At 63.9% G+C, this 12,338-nt stretch carries 12 protein-coding genes; 10 read left to right on the top strand and 2 right to left on the bottom strand.

The annotated features are described in order from the left end of the window. Positions 1-72 precede the first annotated feature (72 nt). On the bottom strand, positions 73-1,011 hold the full coding sequence (locus tag AC0Z42_RS11905; protein WP_485468427.1) for a LysR substrate-binding domain-containing protein: 939 nt from the start codon (positions 1,009-1,011) through the stop codon (positions 73-75). Positions 1,012-1,154: 143 nt separating this feature from the next. On the opposite strand from AC0Z42_RS11905, the gene AC0Z42_RS11900 reads away from it, so the two are divergent. The 7 genes from AC0Z42_RS11900 (at position 1,155) to AC0Z42_RS11870 (ending at position 8,952) form a co-directional block, all read left to right on the top strand. After that, a complete protein-coding gene (locus tag AC0Z42_RS11900; protein ID WP_485468426.1) occupies positions 1,155-2,387 on the top strand; it encodes a urate hydroxylase PuuD in 1,233 nt (410 codons plus the stop codon). Continuing rightward, on the top strand, positions 2,384-3,619 hold the full coding sequence (locus AC0Z42_RS11895; protein ID WP_485468425.1) for a M20/M25/M40 family metallo-hydrolase: 1,236 nt from the start codon (positions 2,384-2,386) through the stop codon (positions 3,617-3,619). Before AC0Z42_RS11900 ends, AC0Z42_RS11895 begins: the two co-directional genes overlap by 4 nt. Then, positions 3,619-4,959, top strand: coding sequence for an amidase (locus tag AC0Z42_RS11890; RefSeq protein ID WP_485468424.1), 1,341 nt, complete (start codon positions 3,619-3,621; stop codon positions 4,957-4,959). The genes AC0Z42_RS11895 and AC0Z42_RS11890 overlap by 1 nt, the downstream gene beginning before the upstream one ends. Before the next feature lie 94 nt (positions 4,960-5,053). Then, entirely contained in the window at positions 5,054-6,349 is a 1,296-nt protein-coding gene (locus AC0Z42_RS11885; protein ID WP_485468423.1) for a paraquat-inducible protein A, read from the top strand. Continuing rightward, positions 6,342-7,970: a PqiB family protein gene (locus AC0Z42_RS11880; protein WP_485468422.1), complete on the top strand. Its 1,629-nt coding sequence runs from the start codon at positions 6,342-6,344 to the stop codon at positions 7,968-7,970. The genes AC0Z42_RS11885 and AC0Z42_RS11880 overlap by 8 nt, the downstream gene beginning before the upstream one ends. Next, a complete protein-coding gene (locus tag AC0Z42_RS11875) occupies positions 7,967-8,560 on the top strand; it encodes a PqiC family protein (protein ID WP_485468421.1) in 594 nt (197 codons plus the stop codon). Before AC0Z42_RS11880 ends, AC0Z42_RS11875 begins: the two co-directional genes overlap by 4 nt. 8 nt (positions 8,561-8,568) lie before the next feature. Next, positions 8,569-8,952 (top strand): hypothetical protein, encoded by a 384-nt coding sequence (locus AC0Z42_RS11870; RefSeq protein ID WP_485468420.1) that lies wholly within the window; start codon positions 8,569-8,571, stop codon positions 8,950-8,952. Here AC0Z42_RS11870 and AC0Z42_RS11865 read toward each other — a convergent pair. After that, positions 8,932-9,861, bottom strand: a complete 930-nt coding sequence (locus tag AC0Z42_RS11865; protein WP_485468419.1) for a LysR substrate-binding domain-containing protein — start codon at positions 9,859-9,861, stop codon at positions 8,932-8,934. The genes AC0Z42_RS11870 and AC0Z42_RS11865 overlap by 21 nt on opposite strands. A gap of 103 nt (positions 9,862-9,964) precedes the next feature. Between AC0Z42_RS11865 and AC0Z42_RS11860 the strand changes: the two genes are divergently transcribed. The 3 genes from AC0Z42_RS11860 to catA are packed head-to-tail and all read left to right on the top strand — an operon-like array spanning position 9,965 to position 12,336. Next, positions 9,965-11,074 (top strand): muconate/chloromuconate family cycloisomerase, encoded by a 1,110-nt coding sequence (locus AC0Z42_RS11860; protein WP_485468418.1) that lies wholly within the window; start codon positions 9,965-9,967, stop codon positions 11,072-11,074. Positions 11,075-11,084: 10 nt separating this feature from the next. Then, entirely contained in the window at positions 11,085-11,375 is a 291-nt protein-coding gene (gene catC, locus AC0Z42_RS11855; protein WP_485468417.1) for a muconolactone Delta-isomerase, read from the top strand. A gap of 40 nt (positions 11,376-11,415) precedes the next feature. After that, entirely contained in the window at positions 11,416-12,336 is a 921-nt protein-coding gene (catA, locus tag AC0Z42_RS11850; RefSeq protein ID WP_485468416.1) for a catechol 1,2-dioxygenase, read from the top strand. Positions 12,337-12,338: the final 2 nt, after the last annotated feature.

Here is a 12,338-nt window from a genome sequence, read left to right as displayed (position 1 = left end):
ATGCAAGCGGTGATGATAGCGCCAGGGCAGGGCGTGCGCTATATGCGGTCGCTGATAAGGCTTATCTCTGGTTTATCTCTTTACCAGCGCTTTGGCCGCCGCGCTGACCTGGTCGCGCAGCCATTTGTGTTCGGGCGCCTGGTGCACGCGCTGGTGCCACAGTTGGTAAAAACGCATAGGCGGAAATTTCAGCGGCACCGTATAGGTTTTCAGCGGCAAGGTCTTTTCATAGAAGCGCATGAACTGGCGGCCGGTGGTCAGCACCAGGTCGGTCTGCGTCAGCATGTAGGGGATCAGGCCGAAATAGGCCGACTCCACCACCACATTGCGCTGCAGGTTTTGCCGTTCCAGGAAGGAGTCGATCACGCCGTGGTAGCCGGGCATCATGGGCGAAGGCGCCACATGGGGCAGGCTCAGATAATCGTCGAGCGTCATGGCGTCGCTGGCGGTGCGGCGCGCATAGGCGTTTTCCGCATGCATGGCGCAGATGATCGGGTCTTCGAAGAGCTTTGAAATATGCAGGTGGGCCGGCGGTTCGTCCCAGTTGGCGATCACCAGGTCCAGGCCGCCGTCGGACAACTGCCGGATATGGTCGATGCCGGGCCCCAGGCTGTGCAGCACCACGCGGCTTTTCGGCGACCCGCGCCGCAGCAGCGCCACCACGTTCGGCAGGAACTGGCTGTCCAGGTAATCGGGCGCGGCGATATGAAAGGTGCGCGCTTCTTCCTGCGCCACGAACGGCGTCTTGCGCACGAACAGGCTTTCCGTCTGGTCCAGGATGCGCTTGGCCGGGTTGAGCAGGCTTTCGCCATGCTGGGTCGGCACCATGCCGCGCGCGCCGCGCACCAGCAGCGGGTCGCCCGTCAGCTCGCGCAGCTTGCGCAGCGAAGCGGAAATAGACGGCTGCGGCTGGTTCAGTTTGAGCGCCACGCGCGAGACATTTTTTTCCACCAGCAGCAGATAAAGGATGCGAATCAGGTGCAGGTCGAGGTGTTGCGGCAGGCTGGACATGGGCGGCGGCTGGCTTTATATCGATTTGGATATGTCAAATATACGATATATTTCATGTGATGGGCGATGAATCCGGCTATCTTGTGTAAATTGGCACGAATATGGGTTCGGCTATAGCTCCAGGAATAAACTCAAGGAATAATATGGAAGTGTTTGCCTACCTGATCCCTTACGGCCTTGAATGGCTGAACCTGATCGTCCGCTGGTTGCACGTGATTACCGGCATCGCCTGGATCGGCGCTTCCTTCTATTTCGTCTGGCTTGACAACTCCATCCGGCCGCCCGCGCCCGGCTCCGAGCTGGCCAAAAAAGGCGTGTCGGGCGAACTGTGGGCGGTGCATGGCGGCGGTTTCTACAACCCGCAAAAATACCTGGTGGCGCCCGCCGAACTGCCGAAGGAACTGCACTGGTTCAAATGGGAAGCGTATTCGACCTGGCTGTCCGGCTTTGCGCTGCTCACCATTGCATACTATTTCAACGCCCAGGCCATGATGATCGACAAGTCGGTGGCCGACCTGTCGAGCGGCCAGGCGATCGGCATTGGCATTGCCACCCTGGTGATCGGCTGGACCGTGTACGACCTGCTGTGCAGATCGAAGCTGGCCAAACATGAATTGTGGTTCGGCGTGGTGGTGTTCGCGCTGATCGTGGGGGTCGCCTATGCGCTGACGCACTTGCTCAGCGGGCGCGCCGCCTACATCCATGTGGGCGCCATGATCGGCACCATCATGGTGGCCAATGTGCTGATGCTGATCATTCCCGGCCAGCGCAAGATGGTCGAAGCGATGGCGGCCGGCAAGCTGCCGGACCCGAAACATGGCCTGAAGGCCAAGCAGCGCAGCGTGCACAATAATTACTTCACCTTGCCGGTGCTGTTCATCATGATCAGCAACCACTACGCGATGACCTACCGTAACGATCACGCCTGGCTGGTGCTGGCGCTGATCATGGCGGCCGGCGTGTTCATCCGCCACTTCTTCAATCTGCGCCACAAAGGCCGCGTGGAGTGGCGCTATCCGGCCATCGGCGTGGCGTTGCTGGTGGGCGTGGCGGTGGCGATCGCCCCCAAGGCGCCGGTGGCCGTTGCCGCCGCGCCGGTGGTCGACCAGGCCGCGCAGTTCAAGTCCGTGCAGGCGATCATTGTCCAGCGCTGCGCCACCTGCCATTCCGCGAAACCCACGCAGCCCGGCTTTGCCACCGCGCCGGCCGGCATGATGCTCGATAATGAAACGGAAATCCGCCAGCACGCGGCGCAAATCTACAAGCAGGCCATCGAGCTGAAAGCCATGCCGATCGGTAACTTGACCAATATGACGGACGCCGAGCGCACGGAACTGGGCACCTGGCTGCAACAGACACTGCAAGGAGCAAAATGAGCACGCAAGAACAACGAATCACCGACTGGATCGACGCCCACTTCGACGAGGAAGTCGCTTTTCTGCAACAGGTAGTGCAAGTGCCCACCGATACGCCACCGGGCAATAACGCGCCGCACGCGGCCAGAGTGGCGCAGCTGCTGGAGGCCTATGGCTGGCAAGCCGAGCAGCATGCGGTGCCTGCCGATCAGGTAGAAGCCTACGGCATGCAGAGCATCACCAACCTGATCGTGCGCCGGCCGTACGCAGCCGGCGGGCCGACCATCGCCCTGAACGCCCACGGCGACGTGGTGCCGCCCGGCGACAACTGGACTTATCCGCCGTATGGCGCGCAGGTCGTCGATGGCTACCTGTACGGGCGCGCGGCGGCCGTGTCGAAAAGCGATTTCGCCACCTATGTTTTCGCCACGCGCGCACTCGAAGCGCTCGGCATTCCCTTGAAGGGCCAGCTGGAGCTGCATTTTACCTACGACGAGGAATTCGGTGGCCTGCTGGGGCCGGGGTGGCTGCTCGAACAAAAGTTGACCAAACCCGATTTCGTCATCGCGGCCGGTTTCAGCTACAACATCGTCACCGCGCATAACGCCTGTTTGCAGCTGGAGATCACGGTGCATGGCAAATCCGGTCACGGCGCCATGCCGGAGACCGGCGTCGATGCGCTGCAGGCGGCCAGCAAGATATTGAACGCGATCTACGGCCAGTTGCCGGAGCTGAAAAAGATCAAGTCCAAGGTGCCCGGCATCGACTCGCCGACCATGCTGGTGGGGCGCATCGACGGCGGCACCAATACCAATGTGGTGCCTGGCAAAGTCACCATGAAGATGGACCGCCGCATGATTCCCGAAGAAGATCCGGTGGCGGTCGAAGCGCAGGTGCGCGCGCTGATCGAAGACGCCGTGCAGGGCGAACCGGGTATCCGCATCGAGATCCGCCGCCTGCTGCTGTCGCATGCGCTGCGGCCGCTCCCCGGCTCGGAACAGCTGGTGGCCAACCTGCAGAAAAACGCGCTGGCGATTCTTGGCGAGACCATCCCCGCCCAAGGCACCCCCCTGTATGCGGACGCGCGCCTTTACGGCGAGCATGGCATTCCCGCCGTGCTGTATGGCGCCGGCCCGCGCACGGTGCCCGAGTCGAATGCGAAAAAGACTGATGAAAGGCTGGCGCTGGACGATTTGCGCAAGGCCAGCAAAATTATCGCCCTGACCTTGCTGGATTTTTTGGCGGCGAAATAATGGGCAGGACCATCCGTGAACTGTCGCTTGAGCTTGCCGCCGGCCGCCTCACCAGCGTGGCATTGACGCAGCAGATGCTGGCGCGCGCCGAAGAACACCGTGCGCAGGGCGGCCACGCCTATGTCAGCCTGGACGGCGAGCAGGCCTTGGCAGAAGCGCGCGCCAGCGATGCGCTGCGCGCCGCCGGGGTGGTGGCCTCGCCGCTGGCCGGCATCCCGATCTCGATCAAGGACCTGTTCGACGTGCGCGGCCAGGTCAGCAGCGCGGCGTCCCTGGCGCTGGCCGGTGCGCCGCCGGCCGCCAGCGACGCGGTGGCGGTGGCGCGCCTGCGCGCGGCCGGCGCCGTGCTGCTGGGCCGCACCAATATGAGCGAGTTCGCATTTTCCGGGCTGGGCCTGAATCCCCACCATGGCACGCCGCGCAACCCGCACGACGCCAGCCGCGTGGCCGGCGGCTCCACTTCCGGTGGCGCGGTGACGGTGGCTTTGGCCATGGCGGCCGGCGCGCTGGGCACCGATACCGGTGGCTCGATCCGCATTCCGTCGGCGTTCTGCGGTTTGACCGGCTTCAAGCCGACGGCGGCGACGGTGTCGCTGGCCGGCACGGTGCCGCTGTCACGTTCGCTCGATTCGGCCGGCCCGATCGCCAACAGCGTCGATTGCTGCGCGATTCTGCACGCGGCGCTGTCCGGCCAGGAGCATGCCTTGCAGGCGCCATCGCTGAGGGGGCTGCGCTTCGGCTACACGCCGGACTTTGTCGGCGCCGGTATCGACGCGCAGGTGCAGCAGGCGTTCGATGCTGCGCTGGCGCAGTTGCGCGCAGCCGGCGCCCTGGTGGAAAAGTTTGATTTTCCCGAACTGCTGCAACTGCCGGCCATCAATAGCGGTGGCGGCCTGGTGGCGGCCGAGGCGTGGCACTGGCACAGGGGTTTGCTGCAAGAGCGGGGCGCGCAGTACGACCAGCGCGTGGCGGCCCGCATCCGGCGTGGCCAGCAGCAGGAAGCGGCCGAGTATCTCGACCTGCTCGACGCACGTGCCCATTTGCGCGCCATCGCGCAGCAAAGGCTGGCGCCCTACGACGCCTGGCTGATGCCCAGCGTGGCCGTCGTCGCGCCAGAAGTCGCGCCTTTGGCCTCGGACGATGCAACATTCTTTGCCACCAATGGCCTGGTGCTGCGCAACGCCAGCGTGATCAATTTCCTCGATGGCTGCGCCTTGTCGCTGCCGTGCCAGCGACAAGGCGAACTGCCCGTCGGTCTCGGTATCTGCGGCCTGAACGGCACCGATGCGCGCATCCTGGCCATCGGTCGCGCGGTGGAGGCGCTGTTGCGCGAACGGTAGAAAAGACGGCGCGCAGAAATATGCCTGTTTTGTAATATGATAGCTGGCATTGATATGGGAAAGTCGCGCACCGCGTGCCGGCAAACTACACACTGTGCTCCGATACGACCTGATCAGCTGTCATGAATGCGGCGTGCTGTACCGCAAGCGCCCGTTGCGCCCGCGTGAAAAGGCGCGCTGCGTGCGTTGCCGCTCGGTCCTGTATCGCGGCACTTCCGCCGACCTGAACCGGGTGGTGGCGCTGACCCTGGGCGCGGCCTTGGTTTTCCTGATCGCCCAGTTCTTTCCCATCGTCGAACTTGAGGTCAATGGCCTGACCTCCAGCGCCACCTTGCTGGGCGCCATCCGCGTGCTGTGGCACGAGCAGATGCATGTGGTGGCCACCATGGTGTTTTTGTTTACCATGCTGTTTCCCGCGATCGAACTGGGTTCCCTGCTGTACGTGTCGCTTGGCTTGCGGCTGGGCGTGAAAGTGCCGGGCTTCAGCCTGGTGTTGCGCGCGGTGCAGACGGCGCGCGCCTGGGGCATGACGGAGGTGCTGATGATCGGCATCCTGATCACCGTCATCAAGATGACCAGCCTGGCCACGGTGGTGCCGCGCCCCGGCCTGTTCGCCTTTGGCGCGCTGACGATCATGCTGGCGATCGTTGTCTCGTTCGATCCGAAGGCGCTGTGGAACGCCGGCGACGACCTGACGCGGCAAGCCTTGCCCGGCATCCGCTACAAGACATTTGCGCCCGGCGACGCGCTGCTGCCCTGTCACAGCTGCGGCCTGGTGGCGCCACCGGGCGGCACGGCCAGGCATCCGCAGTGCGTGCGCTGCGGGTCAACTTTGCACGGGCGCCACCCGGACAGCATCAACCGCACCTGGGCGCTGCTGATCGCCGCGGCAATCCTGTACATTCCCGCCAACTTGCTGCCCGTGATGTATACGCACTCGCTGTTCGGCGTCGAAGACGACACCATCATGAGCGGCGTGGTGTTCTTCTGGACCAGCGGCTCGAAAGGCCTGGCCATCATTATCTTTATTGCCAGCGTGGTGGTGCCGATGCTGAAACTGGCGACCCTGGCGCTGCTGGCGTTCACTGCCCAGCGCCGTTCGCGCTGGCGCCCGGAGCAACGCACAAAGCTGTACCGCATGGTTGAATTCATCGGCCGCTGGTCCATGCTCGATATTTTCGTGGTGACCCTGACGGTGGCGCTGGTGCGCTTCGATGCGCTGGCCGTGATCACGGCCGGCCCCGGTGCGCTGGCCTTTGGCGCCGTGGTGGTGCTGACCATGCTCGCTTCGATGCAGTTCGACCCGCGCCTGATCTGGGATCCGGTCGACGCCGCCAAACCACATGAACCCGCAGTAAAAAACCTGGCAATTGGAGAGCAACATGTCTGACAAGGAAGAGGGCGTCCGCGCGCCCGATACGCGGCAATTGCCGGAACCGGACGTGGACAAGGCCAGCCGCTGGCTGCCGTCGCTGGTGTGGCTGATCCCGCTGCTGGCCGCGCTGATCGGCGCCGGCCTGGCCGCCAGGTCCATCCTCGACCGGGGGCCGACGGTGACCGTCAGCTTCAAGAGCGCCGAAGGTCTGGAGCCCGGCAAGACCAAGGTCAAGTACAAGGATGTCGAGATCGGCCAGGTGCGAGCGATCAACTTGGGCGAAGACCTGAGCCGCGTGCTGGTGACGATCGAGATGAGCAAGGATGCGCGCCGCTTCGCCACCGCCGATTCGCGCTTCTGGGTGGTGCGCCCGCAAATTGGCGCCAGCGGCGTGACGGGCCTGGGCACCTTGCTGTCGGGCGCCTACATTGGTGTCGACACGGGCAAGTCAGTTGCGAAGAAAGAGAGCTTCACGGGCCTGGAAAGCCAGCCCGCCGTCGATGGCGACCAGAAGGGAAAATTGTTTACCCTGCATGCGGAAAGCCTGGGTTCCGTCGACGTCGGTTCGCCCGTGTTCTTCCACCGCCTGCGCGTGGGCAAGGTGGTCAGCTTCAGCCTGGACAAGGATGGCAACGGCATTTCCATGACGGTGTTTGTCAATGCGCCGTATGATCAATTCGTCGGCAAGAATGCGCGCTGGTGGCATGCCAGCGGCGTCGACGTGCGCCTCGATTCGAACGGTTTCAAACTGAACACGCAATCGCTGGCGGCGCTGCTGATCGGCGGCATCGCCTTCGAGGCGGAAAACGGCCGCAAGCCGTCCGAGCCGGCGCCCGCCAATACCGGTTTCCGCCTGGCCCCCGACGAGGCCAGCGCCATGCGCGAACCCGATGGCGAGGCGATCACCACGGTGTTCTATTTCGACCAGTCGCTGCGCGGCTTGCAGCCGGGCGCCACGGTCGATTTTCGCGGCATTGTGCTGGGTGAAGTGCGCTCGGTGGGCATCGAGTTCGATCCCGTCAAAAAGAACTTCCGCATGCCCGTCACCGTGAACCTGTATCCGGCGCGCCTGGGCATGCGTTTCCAGACGGCGGTGGCCGATGCGGAAGAGTCCAGGAGTAACCAGATGCTCGAGCGCATGGTCAGTCGCGGCCTGCGCGCCCAGCTGCGCACCGGCAACCTGCTCACCAGCCAGCTGTATATCGCGCTCGACTTCTTCCCGAAAGCGCCCGCTGTGGCGCTCGACACCAGCAAGTATCCGCTAGAAGTGCCGACCGTGCCGAACACGCTCGATGAATTGCAGACGCAGGTGGCCAGCATCGCCAGGAAGCTCGACCAGGTTCCGTTTGCCGACATCGGCAATAACCTGAACGCGACGATCAAGCAAGCCAACGCCCTGTTCAAGCAGCTTGACGGCGAGGTGGTGCCGGAAATGCGCGGCACCCTGACGGCGGCAAAAAATACGTTTGGCACCGCCGAACAGGTATTGCAAAAGGATTCGCCGCTGCAGTCCGACGTGCGCCAGGCCTTGCAGCAGCTGACGCAAACCCTGCAGTCGCTGAACGCCCTGACCGACTATCTGGAACGCCACCCGGAGTCGCTGATCCGCGGCAAAAAAGGAGATGAACAGAAATGAAGACCATACTCGCAGCGCTGGGCGCGGCCATGTTGCTGGGCGCCTGCTCGACGCCGCAGCCCGAGCATTTCTATACCCTGTCCGGCGGCGCTGACACACAAGCAGCCAAGCCGGTGCAGTACTACGTCGAGATGCTGGCCGTCAGCGTGCCGCAGCAGGTCAGCCGCAACCAGTTCGTGGTGACGGCGCCGTCGGGCCGCATCGAACTGCTCGAGCAGCAGCGCTGGGCCGGGCCGCTGGCCGGCGAGATCGGCCAGGCGCTGTCGACCGCCGTCACCGGTGAGCTGGGGGCCATCGACGTGTTCCGCACACCGTATCCGGACAAGCTGCCGGTGTACCGCATCAGCACCAATGTGCAGCGCTTCGAATCGGTGATGAACCAGTATGCGCTGATCGACGCCGTCTGGAGCGTGCGCGAACTGGCCAGCAACAAGGTGGTGACCTGCCGCACGGTGGCCAATGAAAAGACGGCGGCAGGCTACGATGAACTGGTGCTGGGCCACCGCCGCGCCGTGCAGGCGATCTCGTTGCAGATGGCGGCCGTGGTGCGCGGTTTCGGAACGGGCAATGCCGCTTGCCCCGCCATTTGAAAGAAATCATGCCACTGATCGATTTTGCCACCTTGTCCGCATTTGCCGCTGCGTCGGCCAGCATTACCCAGTCCTGCAGTTGCTGCAGCGTGCCGCTGGACGCCTGGCAGCGTTTGCCCACCTCGCTGGAGCTGGACCGTTTCGAGGAAGTCGGCACGCTGGTGGAAGACCCGTACGACGAGCCCTCGTTTGCCGAATACCATCCGCACGGTACGCGCGACGACAGCGTCGACGCGCCGATCGCGCCGCGCTACTATCCGGCCAACCGCAGCCAGGTGGCGCGCTGCCTCAATTGCGGCCGCTACTACCTGCGCTACAACGAGGCCGGCGGCTACTTCACCGAGCTGCGCATCCGCGCATTGCAGCCGGGCTTACTGGTCGACGCCGCGTAGGCTTTCCTTCACATGCGCGATGCCCTGCTCGTCGTAGATCGCATACACGGCCGCCAGCATGTTTTCCAGTTCCGGTGAGTGGTCCATCTGGCGCACGCTGAACAGGATCGGCGAATACGCATGCGTGTCCTCCAGCGGGCGGTAGACCACGCTGCGGTGGTGCATGGCCTGCACGCTTTCGGGAACGATGGCGATGCCCTGGCCGGCCGCCACCAGTCCCATGGCAATCTGCAGTTCGCGCACCTCGCTGACGCGGCCCGGCGTCAGATTGCCGGCGCTGAACATGGCCAGCACCTGGTCGGCAAAGCTGGGCCGGGGCGCTTTCGGATACACCAGCAGCGTGTCGTGCAGCAAATCCGTCAGGCGCAAGCCGGCGCCACTGCCGGCCAGGCGGTGGCCGGGCGGCAGCGCCACCACCAGCCGTTCTTTACGCAGCAGGATGCGGCGGATGCTGGCGTCTTCGCCCGTCAGGCGGCCAAAGCCCACGTCGATGCGGCCATCCTTCAGCGCCGCCAGCTGTTCCATGGTGGTCATCTCATGCAGGCTCACGTCCACCTGCGGATGCAGTTCGCTGTAGCGGTGCACGATATCGGGCAGCTGGCCGTACAGGGTGGACGCTACAAAGCCGATCGCCAGCGTGCGTTCGAGCTTGCCGATACGCTGCGTCATCGCTGTCAGGTCGCGCACCTGGTCGAGCAGATGGCGCGCATGGACCAGGAAAAATGTACCGGCCTCGGTCAGCGCCAGCGGGCGCGAACCTTTTTCGAATAGTGCCACGCCCAGCATTTCTTCCAGCTGCTGCATCTGCCGCGACAGCGGCGGCTGGGCCATGTGCAAGCGCGCGGCGGCGCGCGTGAAGTTGCGCTCTTCTGCCACGGCGACAAAGTAACGCAAATGCCGTAATTCCATTATCGATACCTTTCAGGTATGAATTCAATACCAACTCGGTGTTGGACAGGGCGCCCGCACGGGCATATCGTATGCTGACTTCACAGAATTATACGGAATAAATATGATTCAAAATATCGAGACCTTCCTGGTCGATGTGCCGACCATCCGCCCGCACAAGCTGTCGGTGGCCACCATGAACACGCAGACGCTGGTGCTGGTGCGCGTGCGCTGCGCCGACGGCGTCGAGGGCTGGGGCGAGGCAACCACGATCGGTGGCCTGGCCTATGGCGAGGAAAGCCCGGAGAGCATCAAGACCAATATCGACACGCATATCGCGCCGCTGCTGCTTGGCATGCAGGCGAACCAGGTGGCGCGTGCGATGGCAAAAATCCGCAAGGCGATCCAGGGCAACCGCTTCGCCAAATGCGCGATCGAGACCGCGCTGCTGGACGCCCAGGCGCGGCGTCTGAACGTGCCGCTGTCCGAATTGCTGGGTGGGCGGGTGCGCGATGAACTGCCGGTGGCCTGGACCCTGGCCAGCGGCGATACCGCCAAGGACATCGCCGAAGCCGAGCAGATGCTGGAACTGCGCCGTCACCGCATCTTCAAATTGAAGATCGGCCTGCGCGACGTAATGGACGACGTGGCCCATGTACTGGAAATCAAGCGGGCGCTGGGCGAGCGGGGCAGCGTGCGCGTCGACGTCAACCAGGCCTGGAGCGAGATGGACGCCGTGCGTGGCATCGCCGCGCTCGAAGCGGGCGGCGTCGACCTGATCGAACAGCCCGTCAAGGCCGGCAACCATGGCGCGCTGGCGCGCCTGAAGCAGCGCTTCGACGTGGCCATCATGGCCGACGAAGCCCTGCACGGACCAGACGATGCACTGGCGCTGGCGCGCCTCGACGCGGCGGATGTGTATGCCGTGAAAATCACCCAGTCCGGCGGCCTGCTGCCGGCGCTGGAAGTGGCCACCGTGGCGCGCCTGGCCGGGGTCGGCCTGTATGGCGGCACCATGTTAGAGGGCGGCATCGGCACCGCCGCCACCGCCCATGTCTGTTCCACCTTTGCCGAACTGGCCTGGGGCACCGAACTGTTCGGCCCCTTGCTGCTGACGCAGGAACTGCTGCGCGAACCGCTGGTGTACCGCGACTTCATGCTGCAGGTGCCGACCGGCCCAGGGCTGGGGGTAGAGATCGATACCGACAAGCTGCAGGCAATGCGGCGCAAATAAGGAGAAACCGATGTTATTCCATGTACGCATGAACGTGAACCTGCCTGTCAGCATGCCGGCCGAGCAGGCCGCGCAACTCAAACAGACCGAAAGAGAACTGGCGCAGCGCCTGCAGCAGGAGGGCAAATGGCGCCACCTGTGGCGCATCGCCGGCCAGTACGCCAACGTCAGCATTTTTGACGTGGCCAGCGTCGACGAACTGCACAATCTGCTGACTTCCCTGCCGCTGTTCCCGTATATGCAGATCGAGGTGATGCCGCTGTGCCGCCATCCATCGTCGATCCGCGACGACGATTCCTGATACCCCCGCAACTGCTGTTCACAACAGAAGGAGACATGCAATGAACCATACCGAAATCGATACCCTCGTCAAGAAGTGGATCGTGGATGCGGCCGACAAGCCGGCCAACCCGCGCGTGCAGCAAGTGGTGGTGCGCCTGCTGGGTGACCTGTGCAAGACCATCGAAGACCTGGACCTGACGCCGAATGAAGTATGGAGCGGCATTTCCTATATGGCGGCGGCTGGCGCATCGAGCGAACTGGGATTGCTGGCAGCCGGGCTGGGGCTCGAACATTTCCTCGACCTGCGCGCCGATGAAGCCGAAGCCAAAGCCGGTCTTTCGGGCGCCACGCCGCGTACCATCGAAGGCCCGCTGTATGTGGCCGGCGCGCCGGAAAGCACCGGCTTTGCGCGCCTCGACGACGGCAGCGAAAGCGAGCGTGCCGAAGTGCTGCTCATGCAAGGCACCGTGTTTGACGCCGACGGAAAACCCGCGCCTGGCGCGCAGGTGGAAGTGTGGCATGCGAACCTGATGGGCAATTACTCGTTCTTCGACCAGAGCCAGTCGCACTTCAATCTGCGCCGTACCATCATCGCCGATGAAAACGGCCGCTACCAGTTCCGCAGCATCCTGCCGGTCGGCTACGGCTGCCCACCGGACGGCACCACGCAGCACTTGCTCAACTTGCTGGGCCGCCATGGCCAGCGCCCGGCGCATATCCATTTCTTTATCAGCGCCGATGGCCACCGCAAGCTGACCACGCAGATCAATATCGATGGCGACGATTATCTGTGGGACGACTTTGCGTTTGCCACCCGCGATGGCCTGGTGCCACCGATCACCCGCGTCAACGATCCAGCCAGACTCGATGCGCTGCAGCTCGATCAGCCGTACGCCTCGATCGACTTCGATTTCCACCTGAGCCGCGACAGCGCCACGCTGCCGACGGCGCTGGTCGAGCGCCCACGCGCGACGGCCTAAGG

This window comes from Janthinobacterium sp. 1L-D-8-B-C4 (genome assembly GCF_057291295.1).
The sequence above is the reverse complement of the archived record's forward strand: the minus strand, read 5'-3'. Positions and strand labels throughout refer to the sequence as shown.